Annotated in this window: 25 protein-coding genes; 13 read left to right on the forward strand and 12 right to left on the reverse strand. The window is 58.3% G+C overall.

Annotated features, from left to right (window positions below; genetic code table 11):
- The 3 genes from ABJF10_RS10695 to ABJF10_RS10705 all read right to left on the reverse strand — a co-directional run.
- The coding region (locus ABJF10_RS10695; protein ID WP_348544552.1) for a hypothetical protein at positions 1-266 on the reverse strand (266 nt) is incomplete at its 3' end.
- A 169-nt stretch (positions 267-435) separates the two neighbouring features.
- On the reverse strand, positions 436-1,353 hold the full coding sequence (locus ABJF10_RS10700) for a glycosyltransferase (protein ID WP_348544553.1): 918 nt from the start codon (positions 1,351-1,353) through the stop codon (positions 436-438).
- 2 nt (positions 1,354-1,355) lie between these two features.
- Entirely contained in the window at positions 1,356-2,327 is a 972-nt protein-coding gene (locus ABJF10_RS10705; RefSeq protein ID WP_348544554.1) for an FkbM family methyltransferase, read from the reverse strand.
- A 181-nt stretch (positions 2,328-2,508) separates the two neighbouring features.
- Between ABJF10_RS10705 and ABJF10_RS10710 the strand changes: the two genes are divergently transcribed.
- From ABJF10_RS10710 to ABJF10_RS10755, 10 genes are all read left to right on the forward strand, one after another.
- Positions 2,509-3,546: a glycosyltransferase family 9 protein gene (locus tag ABJF10_RS10710; protein WP_348544555.1), complete on the forward strand. Its 1,038-nt coding sequence runs from the start codon at positions 2,509-2,511 to the stop codon at positions 3,544-3,546.
- On the forward strand, positions 3,543-4,745 hold the full coding sequence (locus tag ABJF10_RS10715; protein WP_348544556.1) for a glycosyltransferase family 4 protein: 1,203 nt from the start codon (positions 3,543-3,545) through the stop codon (positions 4,743-4,745). The genes ABJF10_RS10710 and ABJF10_RS10715 overlap by 4 nt, the downstream gene beginning before the upstream one ends.
- A gap of 478 nt (positions 4,746-5,223) precedes the next feature.
- A complete protein-coding gene (locus ABJF10_RS10720) occupies positions 5,224-7,092 on the forward strand; it encodes an HAD-IIIC family phosphatase (RefSeq protein WP_348544557.1) in 1,869 nt (622 codons plus the stop codon).
- Complete coding sequence (locus ABJF10_RS10725; RefSeq protein ID WP_348544558.1) at positions 7,079-7,324, forward strand: acyl carrier protein; 246 nt, start codon at positions 7,079-7,081, stop codon at positions 7,322-7,324. Before ABJF10_RS10720 ends, ABJF10_RS10725 begins: the two co-directional genes overlap by 14 nt.
- On the forward strand, positions 7,324-8,436 hold the full coding sequence (locus tag ABJF10_RS10730; RefSeq protein WP_348544559.1) for a hypothetical protein: 1,113 nt from the start codon (positions 7,324-7,326) through the stop codon (positions 8,434-8,436). Before ABJF10_RS10725 ends, ABJF10_RS10730 begins: the two co-directional genes overlap by 1 nt.
- 112 nt (positions 8,437-8,548) lie before the next feature.
- Positions 8,549-9,775 carry an MBOAT family O-acyltransferase gene (locus tag ABJF10_RS10735; protein ID WP_348544560.1) on the forward strand — a complete coding sequence of 409 codons (1,227 nt, stop codon included), beginning with the start codon at positions 8,549-8,551 and terminating at the stop codon, positions 9,773-9,775.
- A 77-nt stretch (positions 9,776-9,852) separates the two neighbouring features.
- Positions 9,853-10,302 carry a MaoC/PaaZ C-terminal domain-containing protein gene (locus ABJF10_RS10740; RefSeq protein ID WP_348544561.1) on the forward strand — a complete coding sequence of 150 codons (450 nt, stop codon included), beginning with the start codon at positions 9,853-9,855 and terminating at the stop codon, positions 10,300-10,302.
- Positions 10,299-11,006, forward strand: a complete 708-nt coding sequence (locus ABJF10_RS10745) for an SDR family oxidoreductase (RefSeq protein WP_348544562.1) — start codon at positions 10,299-10,301, stop codon at positions 11,004-11,006. The genes ABJF10_RS10740 and ABJF10_RS10745 overlap by 4 nt, the downstream gene beginning before the upstream one ends.
- A 113-nt stretch (positions 11,007-11,119) precedes the next feature.
- Positions 11,120-11,800 carry an acyltransferase gene (locus ABJF10_RS10750; RefSeq protein WP_348544563.1) on the forward strand — a complete coding sequence of 227 codons (681 nt, stop codon included), beginning with the start codon at positions 11,120-11,122 and terminating at the stop codon, positions 11,798-11,800.
- Between the two features lie 43 nt (positions 11,801-11,843).
- Positions 11,844-12,314, forward strand: a complete 471-nt coding sequence (locus tag ABJF10_RS10755; RefSeq protein ID WP_348544564.1) for an acyltransferase family protein — start codon at positions 11,844-11,846, stop codon at positions 12,312-12,314.
- Positions 12,315-12,349: 35 nt separating this feature from the next.
- Here the strand turns inward: ABJF10_RS10755 and ABJF10_RS10760 are convergent, their stop codons facing one another.
- From ABJF10_RS10760 to ABJF10_RS10795, 8 genes are all read right to left on the reverse strand, one after another.
- A complete protein-coding gene (locus ABJF10_RS10760; protein WP_348544565.1) occupies positions 12,350-12,940 on the reverse strand; it encodes a hypothetical protein in 591 nt (196 codons plus the stop codon).
- Positions 12,937-13,728 carry an FkbM family methyltransferase gene (locus ABJF10_RS10765; protein ID WP_348544566.1) on the reverse strand — a complete coding sequence of 264 codons (792 nt, stop codon included), beginning with the start codon at positions 13,726-13,728 and terminating at the stop codon, positions 12,937-12,939. Before ABJF10_RS10765 ends, ABJF10_RS10760 begins: the two co-directional genes overlap by 4 nt.
- 254 nt (positions 13,729-13,982) lie before the next feature.
- Complete coding sequence (locus ABJF10_RS10770) at positions 13,983-14,936, reverse strand: glycosyltransferase family 9 protein (protein ID WP_348544567.1); 954 nt, start codon at positions 14,934-14,936, stop codon at positions 13,983-13,985.
- A gap of 70 nt (positions 14,937-15,006) precedes the next feature.
- Positions 15,007-15,615 carry a methyltransferase domain-containing protein gene (locus tag ABJF10_RS10775; protein ID WP_348544568.1) on the reverse strand — a complete coding sequence of 203 codons (609 nt, stop codon included), beginning with the start codon at positions 15,613-15,615 and terminating at the stop codon, positions 15,007-15,009.
- Positions 15,612-15,950 carry a hypothetical protein gene (locus ABJF10_RS10780; protein ID WP_348544569.1) on the reverse strand — a complete coding sequence of 113 codons (339 nt, stop codon included), beginning with the start codon at positions 15,948-15,950 and terminating at the stop codon, positions 15,612-15,614. Before ABJF10_RS10780 ends, ABJF10_RS10775 begins: the two co-directional genes overlap by 4 nt.
- Before the next feature lie 3 nt (positions 15,951-15,953).
- Complete coding sequence (locus ABJF10_RS10785) at positions 15,954-16,946, reverse strand: FkbM family methyltransferase (RefSeq protein WP_348544570.1); 993 nt, start codon at positions 16,944-16,946, stop codon at positions 15,954-15,956.
- Positions 16,939-18,201 carry a polysaccharide ABC transporter ATP-binding protein gene (locus tag ABJF10_RS10790; RefSeq protein ID WP_348544571.1) on the reverse strand — a complete coding sequence of 421 codons (1,263 nt, stop codon included), beginning with the start codon at positions 18,199-18,201 and terminating at the stop codon, positions 16,939-16,941. Before ABJF10_RS10790 ends, ABJF10_RS10785 begins: the two co-directional genes overlap by 8 nt.
- Positions 18,202-18,205: 4 nt before the next feature.
- Complete coding sequence (locus tag ABJF10_RS10795) at positions 18,206-19,030, reverse strand: ABC transporter permease (protein ID WP_348544572.1); 825 nt, start codon at positions 19,028-19,030, stop codon at positions 18,206-18,208.
- A gap of 233 nt (positions 19,031-19,263) precedes the next feature.
- Here ABJF10_RS10795 and ABJF10_RS10800 point away from each other — a divergent pair, with 233 nt between their 5' ends.
- Both ABJF10_RS10800 and ABJF10_RS10805 read left to right on the forward strand, forming a co-directional pair.
- On the forward strand, positions 19,264-20,364 hold the full coding sequence (locus ABJF10_RS10800) for a fatty acid desaturase (protein ID WP_348544573.1): 1,101 nt from the start codon (positions 19,264-19,266) through the stop codon (positions 20,362-20,364).
- Positions 20,365-20,466: 102 nt separating this feature from the next.
- Positions 20,467-21,429, forward strand: coding sequence for an alpha/beta hydrolase (locus tag ABJF10_RS10805; RefSeq protein WP_348544574.1), 963 nt, complete (start codon positions 20,467-20,469; stop codon positions 21,427-21,429).
- Positions 21,430-21,790: 361 nt separating this feature from the next.
- On the opposite strand, the gene ABJF10_RS10810 is transcribed toward ABJF10_RS10805, so the two are convergent.
- Positions 21,791-22,648: a hypothetical protein gene (locus ABJF10_RS10810; protein WP_348544575.1), complete on the reverse strand. Its 858-nt coding sequence runs from the start codon at positions 22,646-22,648 to the stop codon at positions 21,791-21,793.
- A gap of 291 nt (positions 22,649-22,939) precedes the next feature.
- On the opposite strand from ABJF10_RS10810, the gene ABJF10_RS10815 reads away from it, so the two are divergent.
- Positions 22,940-23,332 (forward strand): hypothetical protein, encoded by a 393-nt coding sequence (locus tag ABJF10_RS10815; RefSeq protein WP_348544576.1) that lies wholly within the window; start codon positions 22,940-22,942, stop codon positions 23,330-23,332.
- Positions 23,333-23,350: the final 18 nt, after the last annotated feature.

Genomic DNA, 23,350 nt, shown 5'->3' on the forward strand with positions numbered 1-23,350 from the left:
TGCCGTTGCAGCCAGCGCTTCCAGATGGGGAAGCAGGCATACGCGGCTTTCTCTCTCCAGATCTGTGAAGCGAAATGGTAGAAAGGTTTCATGGCCACGTGATAAGGCCAGCAACGTCGGAATTTGTCCTCTGCTATCCCCGTGCTATTTTTGTCGGTGACGAGGATTTCGACCAACGCGCCGCGGTGCTCAAATGCTTTCGCGGTCTGTTGCATGTGCCAGGAGCCGCAGGTGGCCAGAATGGCCTTCGGTTCTAATTTGGACATGGCATGGTGCAGGGGGCGAACTCGGGACTTGGCAATACTCCGTAGATTAGCCGAACGAGGCTTTTGTCTGAAATCAAGTTTTCCATGTCCTGAGGAGAGCGAAAGCTCCATTTTACGTCCAGATCCCCTGCCGCTATCCGCCACCTCGAAAGCTCCGCCACCGATGATCTCATAGACCGGTCGGAGGCAGGAATCGCTGGGCTTCGGGGCTCAACAGAATACCGTCCAAACGGTGCCAACCGGGAGGCGGACGGTGCCCGCTCAGATAACCTTCCATCCAACCCCGCGCGTTGAAGTAGTTTTTCAGGTAACGGAATTTTAAATGGCGAAACCGGTGTCGCGAGAGCAGCAACAACGGGGGAAAAATCACGATCAACGCCTGCCGGAGAAAGTGGGTCTTGGCAAAGCCTGCCTCCGCTGCTCCATAGCCATTGCGATAGAGCAATTTGTAATAAGCGGACGCGTCCTTTCGGATCTCCCAATGAACGATCGCCTTGGGGTTGTAGTCCATTTTTTTGCCGATTTTATTCAGTTGGAGGGTAAACAGGGCGTCTTCGCCCGCCAGCGTGAGCCATTCTGGATACCCTCCCACGTCGGCCCAAGCCTGCCGGCGAAAGGCGGTGTTGCGCGAAGAAGGGTTGAATTGGCTGGGGCTCACTCCGCTTTGCTCGCGGGCCTCAAACTTTGCCAGGAACCTCTGAAATTCCGAATCGGCGGACAGGAGGCTCAACCCGCCCGTAACTTCCAGATCTGGGTTTTCCATCAATGGCCGGGTGATTTCGGTAAGCCAATCGGGCGCGGGGAAGCTGCCGGCGTCCGTGGAAATGATCACAGGTTGCTCCGTCTTCTGGATGGCGATGTTCCGGCCCGTGGCAATATTGCAGCGCTCTACGATCACATGCGGCTTGGGAAAATCGCCGGGCCACGGGAAGGACGTAATCTGCGAAACCGTGTCGTCGCTGGAGGCCGCGTCCACGATGATGAACTCCTCCGGGGCGTCCGTCTGCGCCGCCAGTGCCTCGAGCCATCGGCGGATGCCTGCTCCTTCCTGGTACACCGTGGCGATGAGCGCCGTGCCGGGGATCATATTCACTCCTTCGGCAGCAACTCCTTCACCGAATCCAAGGCCAGATACGAGGCATTGGCCGGCATAGCTTCCGTCGGCAAGAGGAGAAAGTCCTTGAAGGTGCGCGATCGATCGAAGTCAGCCAGGCTCGTGCGAAAGAATCCCTCGCTCGTCACGGCGAGGGGTACATACGCCAGTTCCTCGATCATCTCCAGAATTTCCCGGTTGTCGTTCATTCGTTCACCGGTCGTGGGGTGGACTTTTTGGCCATACAGAATCTCGCAAACAATCCAGGGGCGGCGTGTGCGGATGAATTCTTGACCCCCTCTCAGCACCGCCGCCTCGTGGTTTTCCACGTCGATTTTCAGGCAACAGAAGCCAGCCGGAAGCGCATTGCTCGCGGCAAACCGATCCAGGGTCGTGCATTGAACGTCGATCTTTTCGATCGTGGGTTCGCGGGTTTGCCAGGATTGTGCATTCAGCGTTCCCGTCTGTTCCTCCTCGATGCCCGTCGTGTAGATCGGCAGGAAAAACTGCTCCACCTTCTCTTCAGCGCTCAATGCCAGCTTCAACACGTTTTTTTCCGGCAAATGGTTGGCCCGGTGGAACTGGACGTTCTTCGCCCAAATCACCGGCACCGGCTCAAAAGCGAATGTCATCACTTCGGGATGCTTGACCCCGGCATAGACGGCGTAAATGCCAACGTTGGAACCGACGTCCAGAAAGAGCTTGGCACGGCTGAGCAGGGCGGCCAGCGCGCGACTGGTCGGCGCCTCATACGCCTCCGCTCCTTGCCAGTACAGTGGAGTTGAGTAAGTCACGCCCACCCCTTCCGGAAAATTCAGGTCCGTATCGAGGAATCGCACCCGGCCGCCGCTGATCACCAGCCGCAGCGCCACCCGGTCGAAATATTTCCAAGCCCAGGCACGGGTTTTTTGGGTCAGCGGTAGAACCCGCCGCAGCCATGAATCGGGTTTAATGGTAACGTTTTTCATGGCTTTCTCGAGCGTCCAAGACCTGACCTCACGGCACGTCCGAACTCAACTCATTTCCCGCAGTTTCGCGATCCTCTCCTCTCCATTTTCTGCAACCAGTCTGATGGGCCGGGAAGGTTTTCAGGGCGACACACATATTTAACGCAGCCAAGTCGACAAATCTGTTTATCCTTCCCCGTTAATGGCTGGTTCTCCCAACCGTCGATCCAAATTCAAGCCCTTCATCAATCTCTGTGCGCGGCATGGCGAAACCCTGCTTTTCGTCCTTACCACGATCCTGCCTCAAATCGTGCGGGACCGCCGCCGCCCTGTCCTCTTTTCCCGCTATACCGGCATGGGGGACATCATCTGCACCATCCCGGCCGCGCTGGAGTTGATGAAGCGCCACGCGGGAGCGACATTCCTTTACAATTGCCACCCCGATTTCGCGGATGTCCCGCGCCTTGCTGGCGTGGCCGACCGCACGACCTCCCTCAAGCACATCGGTCTCGTCGGCTACTGGTACGGTTTTTTGCTGGCCGGGTTTTATCATTTCTCCCACGGCGACGACCTGCCCGGCCAAGTGGCGCGCGAGCCGATGATTGTGGAATTCTGCCATCAATTTCACACGCTCGTCACCGATCAGCATCCGCAATTGACCGTGAGTCCGGCGGTATTGCAGAGGGCGCGGCGGCTTTTCGAGGAGCGAAATCTCGACCCCTCCGCGCTCGTTCTCATCCATCCCGGCCCCAGTTGGACCGTCAAGGAGTGGCCGCGCGAATCATGGGTCCGCCTGGTTGCAGAATTGCGCGCCGCCGGCCATACCCACATCGCGCAACTTGGTGTCGCCCGTTACATGAACTTTGGCCAGGTCGCCGTCGAAAACATCCCGGGCACGGTCTCGTTGGTGGATGCCCTGTCTATCGAGGAATGTATCGCCGTCATCTCGCTCGCGCGACTGTTTGTCGGTATCGACTCCGGATTGCTCCACATTGCCGCCTGCACCCGCACTCCCTCCGTCGGCCTGTTCGGTCCCACCTTCCCGCAGTTTTTCTATCCTGTGGAGTTCCGCGAGGGGTTCGTCGTTGCCGATGTCGAGTGCGCCGGGTGTTATCACCGTTTGCCGCGACTGCATTGGATTACCGGCTGCCCCTACGATATCAAGTGCATGAAAACTCTCGGTGTGAACGACGTCCTGCGCGCCTGCCTCGCCAAACTCTCGCCGCCGGTCTTGCGATGAGGCTGCTCGTCGTCAGCAACCTCTATCCGCCGCATTACATCGGAGGCTATGAATTGGGATGTCGCGACGTGGTCCACGCGCTCCGCCAGCGAGGGCATGATGTGCGCGTCCTCACGAGCACATTCCGCTACCCTGGGATTGCGGATGAGGAAGTGGGCGTGGACCGATTGTTGCAATATGTTCGCGGCAACGAGCGGCACGACAAAATTCGCGAATGCCGGCTTCTCAAGGATGCCGTCGAGGATCATCGCGCCGAGATCGTCTATTTTTGGAACCAGGCCGGACTTTGCTATTGGCTGCCCACGGCGGCGAGACTACTCGGTCGCCGCCTGGCGTTTTTCCTTTCCGATGGGGATTTTGTCTCCTGGCGTATTGGCGCGTGGCTGTCTGGCTCCGCGGCAAAAAGCGCCTTCGTCCGCGCTCTCTTCGGCGAAACCTTCCTCGTGCGTGGCCAACCAATTGTCCGTCATCAGACCTGCCACTTCGCCAGCCAGTTCCTGAGCAACTGCGCCAGCCGCGTCGGGATCGCGGTCAACGCGGAAACTTCACTCGTTGCGCATTGGGGCATTGATCCTCAACTGTTCGTTGCCGTCGCTCGCCCGGCGCGGTCACCGCGCAGATTGCTCTACGTGGGTCAGTTGATTCCCCAAAAAGGCATCCATACTGCCATCGCGGCGCTCGGCCTTCTCTGCGCAGAACCCGCCTGCGAATCGCTCACCCTCACCATCGTTGGTGGCGGTCAGGATCCCGATTACGAGAACCGGCTTCGAGAAATGCTGACCCCTTTGGGTCTATCGGATCGGATCCATTTCCTGGGTAAAGTTCCGCGAACGGACCTGCCGGGGATCTATGCGCAACACGATGTGCTCGTTTTTCCGTCGGAATGGGAGGAGCCGTTTGCCATCACTCCCCTGGAGGCCATGGCCTCGGGATTGGTGGTCGTGGGGACGACCACCGGCGGCAGCGGGGAACTCTTCCGCAACCGTGAAACCGCGCTGACCTTTGCGGCCGGCGACGCTGGCGATTGCGCACGAGCCATTCGCGAATTGTGCGATGATCCGGCACTCGCGGAATCGATCCGGCATCGGGCCTTTGTCGAGGTCACCACCCGCTACACTCTCGTTGCCATGGTCGATGCGATCGAAACCGGGCTCGAAAAATTGCGGCCTTCCGTTTCCAGTCGCAAGCTGCCTCTCTAGTTGCCCCTCCATGAACATCTCGCCCTCAGCCCACTTCGATTCAGCCGCACTATTTGGTAGACAAATCCGGCGCCAAGAGGTAGTGTTCAAATGAACGAAGGCGGAGGCACGTATTCCACTAGGAATACCACGGAAGAGGAGTGTGAAACTCGAGGAGGCGTAGAGTGGGAGGAAGGACCAGGACCAACGATGACGAAGATCAACCATCAGAAATCGCAGCAATCCCCTTTCGAACAAGGGTCACACCGCCGTGCCCGCCTCCTCAGAATCCAGAGTAATCGTGCCCGGTCGTGCCTAATCGTGCCCCCAAAATTTTCCCTCCCTGCGCGTCCTCCCCGCTCGCACCGGAATCGCACCATTGGGATTTCGCCTCTACAGAGAGGAATTAAGGTCAATTAAGCCAGATTAAGGTGAATTAAGCCTTTGAAAAATATTCCCGCATCCACGCACCCGTTCCGGCTTCAGGAGCCCGGCTGATATGCACTCCAGCGAACTCAAAACGCTCCTGCGAGACGCGAATCCCGAATTTTGGGATCGCCTGGCTGTTGCCTCCCGCGAAGCCACCGATTTCAGCGAACTCTTCCAGCTCTCGTCCCTGCGCAAAAAGGCGCATACCCGGCAGATCCCGAGGAAGGAGACGGTCCACGAAAAGGTGCGGCTCGCGCTCCTGGGCGGCTACAGCCTGTATCCGCTCCACGACTTGGTGGAGCATCTTTGCGACGTGGAGGGGTTTCCCTGCACCGTGTGGCTGGGAGATTTCGATAACTACATCTCCGAGATCATGGACGATGGCAGCGCGCTTTATGAATTCGGTCCCCAGGTGATTCTCCTCCTGCCGGCCGAGCATCGGTGCAAATACACCGGCCAGCTCACCGACCCACGGCAAATGCCGCAAGACGCCGCGCGGCAGGTGGTGTATTCGCTGCTGGAACTCGCCGGTCAACTCCACGAGAAAACCCGCGCCGAAGTCATCATGACCAACTTCATGCTTCCCGCGCGGCATGACCTCGGCGCCTACCGTGCACGGACGATTGCGTCCGATTGGACCTTTCGCAAATGGGTGAACCTCGAGCTGGGGCTCAGCGCGCCGCCCTATCTCCACGTCTGCGATCTGGAATTCCTCGCGCATCGCCGGGGCGGCATCGAGGCGCGCGATGAGCGGGCCTGGTTCGAAAGCAAACAGCCTTGCTCCCCGGCGCTCCTGCCCGATCTCGCCCGGGAAATCGTCCACCTCCTGCGGAACCTGCGGCGGGCGCCGAAGAAGGTGCTGGCGCTGGACCTGGACAATACGTTGTGGGGCGGCGTGGTGGCGGATGATGGGATCGACGGCATCGAACTCGGTGATACCTCCCCGCGCGGGGAAGCGTTCAAGGCCTTCCAGAAATACATCGTCACGCTCAAGCAACGCGGCACGCTGCTCGCCGTCGTCAGCAAGAACGACCACGCGGTCGCCGCTGAGGTATTCGAGAAGCACCCGGAAATGGTTTTGCGCATGGAGGACGTCGTTTTCTTCAAGGCCAACTGGGAACCCAAGTCCGACAATCTGCGCCGGATGGCCGCTGAATTGGAGCTCGGCCTCGATAGCTTCGTCTTCGTCGATGACAATCCGGCCGAAATCGAGATCGTCCGGCAGTTCGCTCCCGAAGTCGCCACCATCCTGCTCGGGCCGGACCCTTCCGAATACGTCGCGCAGTTGCAGGACTGCCGCTATTTCGAGCCGAGGAACATCACCTCGGAGGACACGGAACGCACCGCCCAATACCGCTCCGAATCCCAGCGCCAGGCTCTTCTCGCCGCGACCACTGATATGGGCGCGTATTTGGAATCACTGAACATGGAGGCGGTGATCAGAGAATTCGCGCCGGTGGATATTCCACGCGTGGCCCAGCTCATCAACAAGAGCAACCAGTTCAATCTCACCACGCGCCGGCGCAGTGAGGCCGAACTGACCGTGCTCATGAACGACCCCAGTTTCATTGGCTTCTCCGTCCGGCTTCGGGACCGCTTTGGCGATCACGGGCTCATCTCCGTCGCCATCGGACGGCAGGACGGCGACGCGTTGCATATTGACACCTGGCTGATGAGTTGCCGGGTGCTGAAACGCCAGGTGGAAGACGAAGTCCTCAACGAACTCGTACGCCTCGGGAAAACCCGGGGATGCACCCGGATAGAGGGCCTCTATCTGCCCACGTCGAAAAACACCATGGTGGCTGATTTTTATTCGGAAATGGGGTTCGCCTTGGTATTCAGCGACGAGCAGGGCAGGCGCTACAATCTGCCGATCGATCCTTTCCCGTCACATCCCACTAAGATCAAGCTCGCGCGCCGCGCCTATGAACCAAACTGAAGTTATCGCCCAGCTTCAGACCGTTTTCGACGATGTCTTTCTCGAACCGGTCACTCTGACTCCCGTTTTGACCGCCAAGGAAGTGCCCGAGTGGGATTCGCTGATGCACATTTCTCTCCTCGTTTCCGTGGAAAAGGCGTTTGCCATTCGCTTTCGGGTAGGCGAGGTCGAGCAGACCCGCAATGTGGGTGAGTTCGCCGACCTGATTGTGAAGCGAATGCAGGAGCGCTGATGCGGCCGGCGTTTTCTTCCACCGGACAAGCAGGAGCTTTCACGCTTCTCTTGCTGGTGCTGTTGCTTTTGCCGGCGCTCGTGGGGAAATCCCTTCTGCCCCCGCGCTCCGACATTTATGCATCCATGCCCTGGCGGTACGCGCCCATCGGCTTTCTGCATCAACAGATCTTTGAGGAAAAGAGCGACATCGACATCGCCTTTGTCGGTTCTTCCCGGCTCTGGGCCGGCATCGATACTCCGTATGTGCAAAAGGCGTTGAGCGACAAACTGGGCCGCCAGGCGGTGGTCCTGACGATGGGTTGGGCCTGGCTCGGATTCGATGGCGAATACTTTATCGCGCAAGACCTTCTTCAAAACCGGAAAGTGAAGATGATCGTTTTTGACGATGAATACCGTGGAGATGATGTCGCGCACGCGGCCGCCCCCTATTGGTTTCGCTTTGGAGACGACGCGGAGGCATTGGAAGGAATGCCGGCTCGCCTGCGGATGTCTTACTATTTCGCTGCCATTGTGGGTATGCCCAGAAACTTATTAGGCATGGTTCGCTCGAGTATTCCGGAGGCGCCTCCATCCGTTGAAAAGCTGCGCTGGGCGAATGTCATGCACTCTCAAAATTCCAACGAAAGGCTGGGTGCGCTGACTGTCGAACGCGGGATAAATCCCGAAGAACCATTTACCGAATTCACGCCCCAGACCGGGGCTCAGCCGACCGATGTCTCTCTCTACTCCAAGGCGACGGAAGCGAAGTTTCGTGTGGTTGGCCCGCCTACGAACCCCTGGCAGCTTCAATTTGCGAAAAAGTTCGCCGCGCTGGCGAAGGAGAACGGCTGCAAGCTGGTCTTCCTGCATCTCAATCCGGTCTATTCCAGTAACGAGACGAACAATCCGCTCATCGAGGAACGTGAGCCTTGGAACACCGTCCTGAATGCGGATGTGACGATGATGGGAATCCCGCCCAGGCGATTGTATTCCGGAATCGGTGGCGAGGATTTTAAGAAGCTTTTCTATACCGCTGACTTTTTTCATTACAACAAGAACGGCCAGAAGTACTTCACCCCTTTGATTACGCCCACCTTGGTCCGGCTCTATGAAACCACGGAAAATCGCTGAGCAATCGCTCTACATCTTGCTTCTGGCTTTAGCCGCGATCGCTTTGCTGTTAGTGGCCGCTTCTCCCGTCGAATTCACCAATACAGGACTGGTGTATAAAGGATTTTAGTTGATGATTCAGGTGGGACTTATAGCCGCGTGGCTGGCGTATCTGGTCATCGGCAGGCTGGTCGTTGCCAGGCTGGGTGGCGTTCTTCGTGATATTGCCTTTTCGGGATTGAACGTGGTGGGTTTTTATTGGTTTTTCTTGCATGGGAAGAATGATCATTTTAACGCCGCTTTCATCGCCTATTTGGGGCTCGTTCTGGGGCAATACGCGATGCTTCGGCTGTTCGGAAAAGAGCGGAATTGGAAGTCGTGGCTGGCCTTCTTTACACCCATTGCGATTCTGATCGCCGCACGCTATCTGCCTTATGGTCTGGCGTCGGTTCCCAATGACCACTTGCGGCGTTTATCGGCGCTTCCGCTGACTACATATCTAGTGGGCTACTCCTACGTCGCCTTTCGGAGCAGCCAGTTGGTGCTGGAAGTCCGCAACGGCGCAGTGCCCATGCCTTCCCTCTGGCAGTATACGGGTTTTTGCCTTTTCGCGCCGACCATTCCGGTGGGTCCGATCAATCCCTACCGCAATTTCCGGCGGGCCTTCGAGCCGCTTCCCCCCGTCATCCCCGCCGGGCGCGCGGCATTGCGCGTCGTTGTAGGGTTGGTGAAGTATCTGTTTCTCGGTGCTCTTTGCGATCAACTGGGTTACTCAGCGCTGCTGAAAAATGGTCACTATCACCATTGGATCGATCTGCCTGTTGCGGTGGTATTTTACTACCTCTACCTGTACCTGAATTTTTCCGGATTCTGCGACATGGCGATCGGAGCGGCGGGCTTGATGGGGATCCCCGTGACCGAGAATTTCGATATTCCCTTTGCCGCTCGCAACGTGAAGGACTTCTGGAACCGCTGGCACATCACGCTCTCCGCTTATATGCGCGACGTGGTTTTCAATCCGCTTTCCAAATTCCTCGTGCGACTCTTTGGTCCCGCCCAGGCCAACCACGCCATCGCCCTGGCCATTGTGGTGGTCTTTCTCCTCGTGGGCATCTGGCACGGCGTCGGCTGGAATTATGCCGCTTTCGGAGCGGCTCACGCGCTCGGAGTGGTGGTGAATCACTACTATACGATCGGCTTGAAAAAGTGGTTGGGGCGCGATGGTTTTCGCGCTTACAACGCGAACGGGTGGATCCGTTCCGCTGCCGTGTGCGTGACCTTTTGTTACTGCGCGGCGAGTCTCTTTCTTTTTGCCAATACGTTTTCGGAAATTACGGCAATATTCGCTTCATTATTGTGACGATGAATCAATCCGTTTTCCTCAGAATCAAGAGTATGGCGCCCGCATTTGGATTGATCTATAGAGAGTCCTGACGCATGTGCTCCGACTCTTCATCTACCGCCCGCACTTTTCGCTATGAGGATATTGCGCTGGGAGCAAAGGAAGCGCGGGACTATGTCATCTCGCAGGAAGTTTATGATCACTTCCTCTCCGCCTTTGGGGATCGGAGCCCGATTCATGTCGATGAAGACTATGCCCGGGCCTGCGGATTCGAGGGTCGCGTGATGCATGGCGCTTTGCTCAACGGTTTTCTCTCTCACTATATCGGGATGTATTTCCCGGGCCGGTTGAGCCTCCTTCTGGCCGTCGATCTCCGTCTGGCCAAGCCTTCCTATCTTGGCGACACCATTCATCTGGAGGCCGTGGTGAGCCAGAAGCTGGACGCGAGCAACGTAGTCGTCCTCGACGCGGTATTTACGAACGTAACCCGGGATTGCCTCGTCGCACGGAGCCGGGTCCAGGTCATGGTCCGTAACGAATCGTGAAACGCACTGTTGTCGTCACCGGCGGAACCAAAGGCTTGGGCCGGGAGACCGTGCTGGCTTTTGGTAGTGCCGGCTATTTTGTCGTGGGGCTCTATTCGTCGGATGAAGCGGCCGCCGAACAAGTCGCGGCCGATCTTCACGCGGCTGGCGGAGACGGCTGTATCTTGCGGCACGATATTACTTCCGAAAACAGGGCCGTTTGGAACCGGCCGGAGATCAAGGAGGCCGAAAGCTTGACGCTCATCCATAACGCCTGCGCCCCGTTCTCTCCGGTTCCATTGCATCAGCTAACCTGGCAGGACTTTGAATCCAACTTAAACGTCGCGGTGAAAGGAAGCTGGCTGTGTGCCCAGTCTTTGATCCGCCCCATGCTCAAGACCGGTGGCGGGACGATTGTGAATGTGCTGTCTTCGGCCATCGAGACATTCCCCCCAAAAGGATTTGGCGCTTATGTCACCGCGAAACATGCGCTGCGTGGCCTGACTCTGGCGCTTGCCGCGGAATATGCGACCAAGGGCGTGCGGGTATTCAGTGTTTCCCCGGGCTTTATGGATACCCCGTTGACGAAGAAATGGGATGGGCGCTTTCGGGAGATCATTCAATCCACGGGCCGCATCACTCAACCCATCGCGGGAGCCCATCGCCTGGTGGAATTAGTAGAAAGCACCGGCCTGGCTGGAAATGGGGAGGACTATCCCCTCTAAGTTGTTCTAGTGACGACCTTGGGCGCTCTCAGTTATCACATTCCCCGGTGGGTGTGCTCCGAATTTTGTTCGGCGTTTACAGTATCGCCCCAGGGGCCATAGTCTCGCCGCCCATGCCCTCCGCTCCCATCATCGAAAGCTGGGAAATCAAGCCCAGTACCGGCCGCCATTTCGATGTGCTCGATGGGCTGCGCGGCGTCGCGATCTTGATAGTCGTGGCGTTTCACACGCTTTATACGAATCCCGAGCACGTCGGCCTGTCGCGGGCTGCGGGCTACGTCATCGCGGCAGGGTGGATGGGAGTGCCAATCTTTTTTGTGCTTTCCGGGTTTCTGATTTCCTATCCGTTTTTTCGAGGACGGAATTCGGACAGTCGCTTCTGGTATCCCCCAGGATATGCGCGCCGCCGCATCGGCAAGATCATCCCGCCATTCTATCTCTCGATCCTGCTCTTCATCGGCTTTTATTGGTGTGTTTCCTGGGATCCAGCTTGCCTGACCGCAGCTTGGAAATGGGCGACCGGGCTCGCGAATTTTGTACCGATGCCCATTGGTTTCAATCTCTCCTACTGGAGCTTGATTGTCGAAGCGCACTTTTACGTCCTGCTGCCGGTTTTGTTCTGGATGACCCGCGGATTGTCAGTGCGGCACACCACGGTGATTCTGTTTCTGGTGTTTTTCATGGGGCCACTTATCGCCCGGCATCTCACCTGGCCGGTGGCTCTACACCCTGCCGTCCTACGAAACCGCTTTACACAAGGATGTAATGTGGAACTTGACGCGCTTTCCATGTGAATTGGACTACTTTGCCTGGGGTATTGCCTTTGCCGGCGTTTTCGTGCTGCTCGCTCCGGCTCGTGAACATCTGCGCGCGCTGAGCCTGTTTGGCTACGTCGGGCTTTTATTTATGGCAGTGACTCTGTTGTTTTGGGGTTACTGGGGGGCGCGCTTTGGCATCCGCGCCCAGCCCACGCGCTGGAGCGTTGAAATCAGTCATTTCCTGCCGGCCGTGGCCTCGCTGCTCATGCTCTTTTTCACCTTTGATCCGGCATGTCGGGGAGCGCGCTGGCTGAGTTTTCGCTGGCTGCGTTTTACGGGAATGGTGAGTTATGAGTGGTTTCTATTCCACGGTCCCATCGTGGGCTGGTTTCATTCCGCGACCGGGGCCACCCACGGCAGTGTCATGGCCTATGCCTGGCGCACCATCGTGCCCCTCGTGATCACGTTTGGTTTTTCGGTGATCGTCTACCGCTGGTTCTCTCTGCCGATCCTCAATCGGATTCGCGGCCGTAGCGGGCCCGCCCAATGAACACGGCGAAGACTACCGTCCCGCTGCCAGGGTGACTATCTGTTGTGAGACTCACCCGGAGCTATGCAAATAACATCGGACTTGATGCGAAACGCATGGTTGGGCCAGTGCTTCTGCACAAACTTTCGCACCGTGCTGATTCGTGGATATCCCCGCCTCCATCCAAATAGCCGCGCATCATCGATGAGGATCACGTCTCCGCTCAGCCGGCGTGCCGCGATCATGGCCAGTTCGTGGAGAATCGGCGGGTCTGCATCTTCGCCCCCGGTCACCCCTCCTGAATAATGGCCGTCTAGCCAAAAGACGGTGGCCCCCTCGCAAAGGTCGAACGCCTTCGGAAGCACCTTGCCGCTGTCGCCTTGGAGGACAGAGACGTGTGGAAACGCCGCGAACCGTTTTTCTGCTGCCGCGCATAAAGAGTGATCGATCTCGATCGTCACGATCCGGGCGTAACGCTGACGTTGGGCCTCAACCATATCGCCTTGAAAGGTTCCTGTCTCGATGAGATTGGACACCTTGCCGGCGAATCCTGCCACCAAGGCGTGCTTGACCTCCGGCGGGCTCGCTTGCGGCGGCCAGCCAAACAGGGCGCGGCTGATTTTTAAGAATAAGGAGCGCATTTTCAATACGTGCCACGCTCGGCTTGCGGAAGCGAATGGACTTTGGGATGGAGGGCAATCACATTCGCGCTTTCTGGCCGGGTTTCGATGGAAGCCAACGTGCCGTCATTCTGCATCGAGAAAAAGCGGTAGCCGCGCGTCGCGAGAAAGTTCCAAGCGCCCTGTTCCGAAAGTTGCAAGCGGCGGATGGCGTCGGGATTGATCTCGAAGATGATCTTGGGATGGCAACGCTCGAACAATTCAGGCGCACCGCGGAGGATGAGTTCCTCGGCCCCCTCCACGTCCATTTTGATCACGTCCACCTCACGAACATTTTCCCGCGCGAGGATGGCGTCGAGGGTCACCGTCTCGATCACGGAGGAGAGTTGTTCGTCTTCTTCGGTTCGGCCCAAGGTGAAACTGCTTGCGCCGTGACTGTGGGCGTAAAGACGGGCCCTGCCACAGTTCTCCGAAAGCGCCAGCGGGAAAATCCGCACCTGTTCGAATCGATTGAGAGCGACATTGTTCCGCAGCATCGCTAGCGAGTTTTCGCCGGGTTCAAAAGCCAAAACAACCCCTTTCGGGCCGACGAAATGTGCTGCCGCCACGGTATAGACACCGCAGTTGGCCCCAGCGTCCACAAAGGTTTCTCCGGGGCCAAGGAGCTTTCCGAGAAAGGTGACTTCCGGTTCATATTCGTCGCGAACCACATAGACCAGTGTAACTCCGGCTCCGCTCCATTCCGGTCGGAGCTCGAGTCGCGCGTTCCATTGCCTCACGTAGACGACTGCCGGAATCTTGAGCCAACAGTGCATCCTCCAGGCAAATGCTCTCCAGAGAGTCAGTAGAGGGGCACGCTGAAACGTGGGCAGCGAAACAAGATAGCTCCAGCGCCCCGAAAGACGGCGAAAGAAAGTTGTGAACATTGAAAGAAAGGCGCTCAAGTCTGGAGAATGGGGCGTGGGCTGGCGTCCCATAAACCCACTTTAAAGATGGCGGGCAAAATAATCTTTGTCACTAAGTGTATGTGTATGGCGGCTTCACCCAAATTCGGCACACCTCGTTGTGGTTAAAGCAGGGCCGTTTCCGTTTCCAAAGCGATGCCCTGCTTTACAATTTGCTTTCGAGTGGCTTGGAAAACGACCTCAGGGAGGATCGTTTGCATACATATATGGTCGAAATCGCAACGATTCCGCAGCCAGCATGGAGAACAGGGCGGATTCCCGATGAGATTGATATTGGCCACGTAACCGGTTTGTTCTGGCCTTTCTCGCCCACCATAAACGATGACGCCGCGGCAATCGACCGCCCGCGCCAGATGCATGAGGAAGCCGACCAGGCCGATGAAAACCGCGGAGTTGGTGAGGATGGCGGCAGATTGACGCAGGCTGGTTTGCCCCCGGAGATCGACCGCGCCTTCCAGCAACGGATCTTGGGCGGAACCAATCTGGACGATAGTGTGGGTTTCTCGCAAACGCCCGCACACCTCTCGAAAGCGGTCGGGAAGCCATTCTTTATTTTGCATGAAATGAGCGGCCGCCTGGCCGGAAGATTGCATGACAATCTGCTTGTCTGCCAGGCGCCCTGCAGCCCGCTCTTCGGGCGCTAGAAACAAATAGGGCCGCAGCGCAACTTGTCCGGTGAGACCGGCCAGCCGGCAAATGATAGCCAGGACATGTTCTGCGGGCGGCTGGTCACGGTCCGTCACGGGGTCATAGTCGGCATAACTCAACGGGACAAAGGGCAGGCCTTCGCGCAACCAACGGCTCAAGCGGGGACGAGGGCAGTCGATGACGGCGTCCACGTCGGGGCTGCCTCGAAACAAATCGGAATGCTGGGTGTTGACGACGATCCCTCGCGCTCTCCTTTTGCGCAGTTCATGGAAGACCGCCGTGCACAGCAAATCGTCTCCGATGCCGCCGGCGCCTTGGAAATAGTGTCGGGGAAAACCGAGCCGCGCTCGATTGAAGAATCCGAGGAGCGGCGCGGCGGCGAGTTTCAGAGATTGCGCGGGCGTCGCCATAAAACGTCAATCCTGGAGGATCTCGCGAAAAGGATAAAAAGACCTGAGCGCCGGAATGGTTGCGGCGCGCTTAGGCCAATTTCCGCGCGACAAGATCCCATGAGTAAATATCTATCAACGGGTTTTCGTGAATGAATTGCACGTCCCCTATTTTCCCCAGCATGTCTCGCACTTTTTGCAGGGAAAAATCGGCGTGCTTGTGATGCTCGTTGTACATCTGCCCGGTCTGCGCGCAGTGTGCTCGGTACACTTGCTCGTCGGGACAAAAGATGATCAAATGCCCGCCGGGCTTGAGCACCCGTAGCCATTCTCGCAGGACCTCCTCGGTGTTCGCAAAATCCTCCAGCAGGTGCGAAGAATAAACGTAATCGAGTACGCCATCACAAAACCAGATGAGCTGACGCGCGTCACCACCCAGTTGCACCGGAGCGTCCCCGGTATCCGCATAGGGCTGCGGACTATCTACACGGATGGCTGCACGCGTGATGGGGTCTCCCCCGAAACCAAGGTCGAGCCCATACCCCACACAAAAGGGTGCGAGCCGTTCCCGGCATTTCGATGTCTCGCTGGCGTACGCTCGACGAGGGCTTCTCAAATGGAACTTGGTCAGGATCCTGGAGCCCAGGCCGAAAAGCCTTGCCTGAAAGGAGGGTCGAGTGGAGCGATGCGATAAGGTCATAAGGTTGGTTCAGGATTCACGTTCTTATAAACTACGGCCCGACCCATCGGCAGCCACAGGGGAACGCCATAATCATCGACAACGACAACGCCTCTGTCGAGAAGCCGCAACCCGATAAAAGCGACGCAATCCAAGATGGACCGGTAGATATCCAAATCAATATGCGCGAACACTTTAAAGGTTTCCAAAAGCAGGCCATTTCGTAAGGTGCACCGCTCTGCAAAGCCGACATTTCGACTAACCACCTTGGCAGAGGTGTCCGCGAAATCGCCTTCGGCGCACTGTTCAGTCTGCTCCGAGTTTCCCCTCGCGACCACTGAATTGGAAAGCGGCATAGTTCAAGCGCCGCAGGGACTTTGGACAAGTCCGTGCCCGCGTTTACGTTGGATGATGGATTTTCGATAAGTTCGTTCTGAGGCCAGAAAGCGTTTGGCCAGTTCCCCGTCAAAGGATTGAAAGGCGCAAATATCGTAGTAGAACAATCCGTCCAAAGCTCTCGCATAGTCGTCAAGGTCATCTAAGGTCGCGGTGTCCGACGTCCGACAGGAAATCATCAAGTTACCTTGGGAATCATAGATACACAATCGCTCGTATCCGAGCGAAGCGAGATAGGGAAATATCTCCCTGCCGTTTTCCCCCAGTGAGGTGAGGTTGTCGTGATTGAATTCAAAGAAGACCGTCGGTTTGTCTTTGGATAACAGATTCCGTGCGCCGCGGAGCGCGCGAAGGTCGAAGCCCTCGATGTCAAGTTTGAGCAGCTTGCAGGTTTTGGGGGAGGCTAGCCCCGCGACTAAATCATCCAGAGAAAGGAGCGGAATGACTTTGCCGGCGACTTCGGTGTCGCCGTGGATGGGGATCAAGGTGGTGTCCCAGCCGCTTTTTTGCGTCATAAAGCGCAGATCCTCCGTCTTCTCCCCTAGGAAATATTGGTAGGCCACTACCTCCCGCATCGAGGAAATGTTTTTCTGGAGTAAAGGGAAGATCGCCTCGTCACCTTCCACACAGACGATTGGCGCATCCACCTTGCTTCGGACGATGGCTGCAGTGTCGCCGATATTGGCTCCGACATCTATTAAATATCCGTCAGGGTAAGCAGCGAAAACACAGGCGGCTAAGCGACCCAATTGCGCGGTGTATTCCGGGTTTTTTTCATGCTCTCTCCAAACGGGATTATTTACCTGAAGGAACAAGCGGAAGTTGCCGATTTGCAGTGGGATCAAATCCGTATCGCGCCCTCTGGGGCGGGGCCGGCGGACCACTTCGAACCCGAGGTGCGAGATGACTTTGTTGGCCAGTGTCCTGGCTCGGTTGAGAAAAGTCGCGTTAGACAAGGACATAATGAACTTCCGGAACGACGTAGCCTAAAAAGGTGTCCGCCTTGGTGGCACTCGATTGGGCTGACTGAATCACATCGAGAGAAAAACTCTTGGAAAGGTAGTCTTCCATGCCGAAATTGGATTTCAGCCCGAGGCTAAAATTATAGTGATTGGGCACCAGCTTGAATGACCGATAGGTAACCTGAAAGCCGTGGATGCCCGGCGCGAGGCGGATGTCGGGCAGTGTGGCGACACTGGAGGTGGAGGCGATCTCCGTGCCAGTCGGCGCGTACAGCGCGAGCCCGAGTTCGGCGGCATGCACCGGCTGATGACACTCGAAGGTGATGAAGAAGGAAATCTCTTCGCCGAAGGGGATGGTCCAGGGTGGAAACGCCGGAGAATCCGGCCATTCCGCGCTGAGCAAGACGAGATTGCGGCGAGACATTTGATCCGCAGGATTTGCGGGGAAGACCACCTTGGCCGGCTGCGCTTTGTGACTGGCCAGGTACTGGGCGACGACGGACTGGGCCGTCCCCACCTCGACGACCCCGCCTTTCGACAGATGAATGGCCCGGCTGCACAGCCGCAGGATGGCATCCATGTTGTGGCTCACGAAAAGCACGGTGCGCCCGCCTTTGCTCACATCCTCCATTTTGCCGAGGCACTTCTTTTGAAATTCCATGTCCCCCACGGCCAGGACTTCGTCGACGATGAGAATTTCGGGCTCGAGATGGGCGGCGACGGCAAAGGCCAGACGCATGTACATGCCGCTGGAGAAATGTTTGACCGGCGTATCGAGGAATTTCTCCACTTCCGAAAAGGCGACGATTTCATCGAAGCGGCTTTTGATCTCGGCGCGAGTCATGCCGAGAATGGCCCCATTGAGGTAGATATTTTCCCGGCCGGTGAGTTCGGGATGAAACCCGGTGCCGACTTCCAGGAGGCTGGCGATCCGGCCCTCGATATCGATCCGTCCCGTGGTCGGCTGGGTAATGCGGCTCAATAGCTTGAGCAGCGTGGACTTGCCCGCGCCGTTGCGCCCCACGATGCCCACGGCCTGCCCTTGCGGGATCTCAAACGAGACATCGCGCAGCGCCCAGAAATCTTCGGAAGCAGACGGCAGCGAGCCGGCGCCGGACCGCCGCGCCAGCCAGCGCTGAGGCGCGCGCGTCAGCGCTTCGCGCAGCGTCTTGTAGCGCAGGCCTTCCTGCTGGTGGCGGAGGCGATATTTCTTGCCGAGGTTTTCGACGCGGATGGCGGGTTCGCTCATACGGCTAGATGACATCGGCAAAGGCCCGTTCCGTTTTGCGGAAGTACCAGAGTCCGCTCAGGGCGATGAGCACCATGAGCAACAGCGAAACGCCAAACCCGGGCCAGTAGATGAGGGACTCAGTGCCGGTAATGGCCCAACGGAATCCGTCGATCACGCCGACCATGGGATTGAGCGAATAGAGCAGCCGCCACTTTTCCGGCACGATGCTGCTGCTGAAGCCCACGGGTGACAGATAGAGGCCAAACTGGACGATGAACGGGAGCACGTAACGGAAATCGCGATATTCCACATTGAGCGCGGCGAGCCACAGGCTGGCACCGAAGGCGGCGAGCAGCGCCACGCCGGTGAGCGGAATGAGCAGAAGCAAATGCCAGGTGGGGACGATGTGGTAGCAGACCATGAGGACGGCGAGAATCCCGAGCGAAATGAGGAAATCGCCAAAGGCGACGATGATCGCACTCGCCGGAATGATGAGCCGCGGAAAGTAGATCTTGGAGATCATGTTGGCATTCGCGACCAGGCTTCCGCTGGCCTCTGTCAACGCCGAGGCAAAGAATTGCCACGGTAACATGGCGGCGAAGACGAGCACGGGGTAGGGCACCCCTTCCGAGGGCATCTTCGCCAGGCGGCCGAAAACGAAGACGAACACGGCGGTCGTCAGCACGGGGCGCAACACCGCCCACAACACTCCGATCACGGTCTGCTTGTAACGGACCAGCAAGTCCCGCCAGGAGAGGAAATAAAACAGCTCGCGGTACCGCCAGAGATCCGCCCAGTAGTGTTGCTCCGCTTTTCCGGCTTCAATCGTCAGTCGGGTACGGGTCATGTGGGAGTGTGCAAGGCAGGGCGCGGGATGGGGTGGCCACTGGAATAACGCAGGTCGCGGGAGCGTAGCCAAGCCGAAGGCGTGCGCAATCTGTGAATTGTAGGTGGCGAAACAGGCTGCCCCTCGAGATTTTGACCAACTCCTATTCTTGCCTCCGGGGACTTGTCTACGGTGGAAGTTCTCGAAAACCTGTTAAGGTGGCGCCAATGCGAGAACTCGCCAACCCCCCTCCGGTGCGAACCACGAATGCCCATCCGGCAGGCGAAGCGGCGCGGCGGTGGCGGGCGGGCCTGCCGGGGGTGTTGCGGCAGAGGAGCCTGGTGCGCGCTGGCCTGCTTCTGGCCCTGGCGGCTGCCGGTTATGTCGCCTCCATGGTCGGCGCCGTCTGGCTGCCCACCTTCTTGGGGCGAACGATTTCCCTGGGCCTGGCGCCTCTCTTTATTGGCAGCTTGTTCGTCATTGGCCATGATGCGGCGCACAACAGCTTCACGCCCTACATCTGGCTGAACCGTCTGCTCGGGCGGCTGGTCCTGCTGCCGGCCTGGCATCCCTACGCGGCCTGGGTTCATGCGCACAACACCCTCCACCACGGCGGCACCAATTTGCGCGGCAAGCACCCCGATTTCGTGCCGCTCACCATGGAGGACTACGACCGGCTGCCCCGTTGGCGCCGGCTGCTGGAAAAGCTCTATCGTTCGCCGCTGGGCCCCGGTCTCAGCTATCTCATCAGCTTTTACTTTGGCTACCTGCTCTTTCCCCGCAAGGAGCGCCGCCCGCCGCTGCGCCGGCAGTTCGAGTGGGATCGTCTGCTCGTCTGCGGTTTCTTTGCCCTGCAAGTCCTCGGGATGTATCTCCTCGCCCGCCACACCTCGGGACTGTTTTTGCCGCCCCTCGCGTATGCCTTCTTCGATGTGATCCTGCCTTGGGTGCTCTGGATCCAATTCATGGGCTTCGTCTCCTTCATTCAGCACACGCATCCGCGACTGGCATGGTACGACGATCCGGCCGAGTGGTCCTTCTACCACGTCCAGCTCAAGAGCTCCACGCATGTGGTTTTTCCTTTCCCGGTCGAAAGACTCTTCAACAACATCATGGACCACGCCGCCCATCACATCGACCCGGCGATCCCGCTCTATCACCTGCCGCAAAGCCAGCGCTTGCTGGAGCAAAGTTGTGAGGAGCATGCCGCGGTCATCCCTTGGTCTCTGGGGCAGTACTGGGAATTGTGCCGGATCTGTAAGCTCTACGATTTTCAACGGCATTGCTGGACCGATTTCGAAGGCCACGCCACTTCGGAAACGGGTTTGCCGAGCCTGGCTTTCAAGGGCGGGTAGCCGCCCCTTGCCCTACCCACGAGGGCTGAAAAAACGAGGGAACAAATCTTGTCAGGCAGAGCAAGGGGAGAGAACACTCCCATCACTCTCATGGGACCCCCTATGAAAACTCTTCCCGCTCGCCGCCTCGCGGTCCTGGCATTCGCTGGCCTGCTCGCACTGCCATCCCTGCTCCGCCCCCAAGGCGTCCCACCCGCGCCGACTCTCGCGGATGTTCGCTACGGGAAGTACGATCGGGATGTCCTCGATGTTTACCAGGTGAAGACGGCGCGTCCGGCACCCGTGCTGATTTTCTTCCACGGCGGCGGCTGGTTGGGCGGCGACAAAAAGAGTTTCAATCCCGACCCCTTTCCTCATCCCGACGCCCTCCTCCAAAAAGGAATCGCCGTGGTCGCGGCGAACTATCGGTTCGCGACGGGCACTCCCGATGCCGCCCCCTTCCCGGCGCCGATGCTGGATTCGGCGCGTGTCGTGCAATTTGTGCGGAGCAAGGCGAAAGAATGGAACATCGATCCCCATCGCATCGCGCTCACGGGAAGTTCCGCCGGCGCCGTCATCTGCCTGTGGATCGCGTATCATGACGACATGGCAAAACCGGCCTCGCCGGATCCCGTGGAGCGCTTCTCCACACGGGTGACCTGCATCCTTCCGCAATCGGGTCCCACGACCCTCGATTCGAAGCTCATTCTCCAGCGCATTGGCGGCGATCGCACGGTCACGGGCGCACTGCTGCCCTTCTTCGGAGTGAAAAGTCTCGAGGAACTGAATGCTCCCGATAAGCAAAAACTGGTCGCTGATGCCAGTGCGATCACCCACGTCACCCGGAACGCTCCGCCCACGTTCATGCAGTACGTCTTTCCCTTGGGAGGAACGCCGCTGCCGGAAAATACCCCAATCAACAACTCGATTCACCATCCCGAGTTCGGCGTGATGCTGAAAGAGAAGCTGGATGCGGCGGGCGTGGAAAACGTCCTGCAGACGGCCGGCGATGGTTCCGATCCGCAGGCGCTGGAGAAGTTTCTGGTCAAGCACCTGAAGCCCGACGCCGTTTCATCGGCGAAGTAGAATGCCCACGCGTGTCATCTTCGCCTTGGTCCCGACGAGAATCCGCAGACGGTAACGAACGAAACCGGAGACCACTCTCGCAGGCCACTGTTTTGGACGTGCGGGCCAAATTTTCCGCAATGGAGCCCATGGACCCCATGGGGCCATGCACATTTTCCGCCGGGTTATGGCACACTCCCCGCATGAACTCCGACGATTCCCACGACGCTCGCCATGACAAGATAGCCCGTTTCCCGCCGGCCATCCGCCAGGAACTCGGTCAAGACCCCGGCGAAGAAAAGGAAGCGGATTTAAGGTGCCTTAAGCCCCCTTAAGCCGATTTAAGGTGCGAGTTTTTTAAAACAGAGGCTTTGGCCGTCGATTAGCGAAGTGCAGGTGCCTTGTTGGGCTTGGCCGCCCCGGTATTCGGGGTGGGCTTGGCAGTAGTCGCCGCGTTGGCCGCGGGCTTCGGAGGAGCGGCGATCGGGGCCAGTTTTTCAGTGGGTTTCACCGGAGGTTTCGCCTTCGCCTTCGTCACCACCGTCGGTTCCAGAGTGAGATCGTTGTCCGCGAGGCGCCGCGCCGTTGCGGCCTTCGCTTCCGCCACCGCCATCTTGGCGGCGGCCGCTTTCATCGCCTCGTGGGCGAGGCGTTCCTCCGAGTCGGCCTTCGATTCTGCGACGGCCACGGCCTTGCTTGCTTTGGCGAGATCGCCCTGTGAGCCTTCACGGAGTTCGCCGGGCACCTGCTTGCCGGCTTGCAGGATCTCCATTTCCACCGTCATGAGATGGGAGCGAGCGTCCGCTTCTTCGGCGCGGCGGGTCGCGGCGGCCAGCGATTTGCCTTGGGCCTCCGTCAGCGCCCGCAGCCCGGCGATTTTGAGCGTTTCCGCATTGGTCCAGGCCTCGGAGACGGCCAGTTCGTGCTGCAATCGCCGGCTGTCGGCAGTCAGGGTCGCCAGATGCGCGCTGGTCTCATCGATCAGACCCGAGGTCGATTCCATCGTTTCCTTGAGGCTACTGGAGTCGCGCTCGGTCTTGGCCTGATCTTCCTGCAGACGCTCGATCTCCTTCTGCTTGGCAGCAATTTGCCGGTCCTGCTCGCTTTTGGTCACTTGGTCGAGCAGCGCGCGCGCCTTCTCCGGCGCTTCCTCGCTCCAGGCCGCACTGCCCAGGAGGAGGACGCAGATTCCGGTGCTCAGCATGAAATGGATCGGGGAAGATTTCAGGGAAGGGGTCATAGGGAGGGGAAACTTGGCAGACGGTGTTTCCTCTGCGCAAGCGCCTTCTCCGCCGCGACGCCGCCGGACGCGTCGTTGCGGGATATTGAACCTTTATGTTTACGTTTTCTTCCGGCCTCAAGACCGCCAGAGCCGTTCTCGACGGTGACCGCCCGTGGAACTCAAAGCGGGTAAAGTAAGCCGGGGCTCAGCACCGCCCTGAGGGAAGGGTGGATACGTAATAAAAATACGTAATTACCGTAATCTTTTTAAGAGTACAGGTACGTTTTGTGCATCGTGGTTATAGAAATTATGAAAGTTAGCACGTCTTCGCCCCGGTCTTCTGCCATTGGCCCGCTCGCGATCATGTCCCATGTCGAGCAGTCGGTCACCTGCCTGCATTGCCAGAAAGCCCATCATCCCGGCTTTATCTGGAACTTCAGCCCTGCGGTTCGCGTCTGCTTTACCTGCTATCGAGAGATGGGGGAAGACGCGCGCAGGAGCTACGAGCGCGACGCTGCGCGGGGCAAATTAAACAAGGCTGGAACGCGGGCGAGAGGATCGAAGGAGATCAGCTACGCCCGGAAGGTGATCGGCATCCTCACCCTGGTGCTTGTCATTCTCAGTGCCGGCGCCTGCCTCTTTTACAAACCGCTCAACGAGGAGATCGCGGAGCAGCGCGTGTGGGCGGTCGTAGCGCGGTAGCGGAGCACCCTCTGTTAT

It is taken from the genome of Chthoniobacter sp., from assembly GCF_040003245.1.
GTDB lineage: Bacteria > Verrucomicrobiota > Verrucomicrobiia > Chthoniobacterales > Chthoniobacteraceae > Chthoniobacter.

What these genes read in the sequence shown, in the direction of transcription:
- ABJF10_RS10805 (WP_348544574.1), top strand. Translation starts at nt 20,467, where the DNA reads ATGAAAACTCTTCCCGCTCGCCGCCTCGCGGTCCTGGCATTCGCTGGC.
- ABJF10_RS10740 (WP_348544561.1), top strand. Translation starts at nt 9,853, where the DNA reads ATGTGCTCCGACTCTTCATCTACCGCCCGCACTTTTCGCTATGAGGAT.
- ABJF10_RS10770 (WP_348544567.1), bottom strand. Translation starts at nt 14,936, where the DNA reads ATGGCGACGCCCGCGCAATCTCTGAAACTCGCCGCCGCGCCGCTCCTC.
- ABJF10_RS10775 (WP_348544568.1), bottom strand. Translation starts at nt 15,615, where the DNA reads ATGACCTTATCGCATCGCTCCACTCGACCCTCCTTTCAGGCAAGGCTT.
- ABJF10_RS10700 (WP_348544553.1), bottom strand. Translation starts at nt 1,353, where the DNA reads ATGATCCCCGGCACGGCGCTCATCGCCACGGTGTACCAGGAAGGAGCA.
- ABJF10_RS10810 (WP_348544575.1), bottom strand. Translation starts at nt 22,648, where the DNA reads ATGACCCCTTCCCTGAAATCTTCCCCGATCCATTTCATGCTGAGCACC.
- ABJF10_RS10735 (WP_348544560.1), top strand. Translation starts at nt 8,549, where the DNA reads ATGATTCAGGTGGGACTTATAGCCGCGTGGCTGGCGTATCTGGTCATC.
- ABJF10_RS10715 (WP_348544556.1), top strand. Translation starts at nt 3,543, where the DNA reads ATGAGGCTGCTCGTCGTCAGCAACCTCTATCCGCCGCATTACATCGGA.
- ABJF10_RS10790 (WP_348544571.1), bottom strand. Translation starts at nt 18,201, where the DNA reads ATGAGCGAACCCGCCATCCGCGTCGAAAACCTCGGCAAGAAATATCGC.
- ABJF10_RS10705 (WP_348544554.1), bottom strand. Translation starts at nt 2,327, where the DNA reads ATGAAAAACGTTACCATTAAACCCGATTCATGGCTGCGGCGGGTTCTA.
- ABJF10_RS10795 (WP_348544572.1), bottom strand. Translation starts at nt 19,030, where the DNA reads ATGACCCGTACCCGACTGACGATTGAAGCCGGAAAAGCGGAGCAACAC.
- ABJF10_RS10780 (WP_348544569.1), bottom strand. Translation starts at nt 15,950, where the DNA reads ATGCCGCTTTCCAATTCAGTGGTCGCGAGGGGAAACTCGGAGCAGACT.
- ABJF10_RS10815 (WP_348544576.1), top strand. Translation starts at nt 22,940, where the DNA reads ATGAAAGTTAGCACGTCTTCGCCCCGGTCTTCTGCCATTGGCCCGCTC.
- ABJF10_RS10765 (WP_348544566.1), bottom strand. Translation starts at nt 13,728, where the DNA reads ATGCACTGTTGGCTCAAGATTCCGGCAGTCGTCTACGTGAGGCAATGG.
- ABJF10_RS10730 (WP_348544559.1), top strand. Translation starts at nt 7,324, where the DNA reads ATGCGGCCGGCGTTTTCTTCCACCGGACAAGCAGGAGCTTTCACGCTT.
- ABJF10_RS10710 (WP_348544555.1), top strand. Translation starts at nt 2,509, where the DNA reads ATGGCTGGTTCTCCCAACCGTCGATCCAAATTCAAGCCCTTCATCAAT.
- ABJF10_RS10750 (WP_348544563.1), top strand. Translation starts at nt 11,120, where the DNA reads ATGCCCTCCGCTCCCATCATCGAAAGCTGGGAAATCAAGCCCAGTACC.
- ABJF10_RS10725 (WP_348544558.1), top strand. Translation starts at nt 7,079, where the DNA reads ATGAACCAAACTGAAGTTATCGCCCAGCTTCAGACCGTTTTCGACGAT.
- ABJF10_RS10720 (WP_348544557.1), top strand. Translation starts at nt 5,224, where the DNA reads ATGCACTCCAGCGAACTCAAAACGCTCCTGCGAGACGCGAATCCCGAA.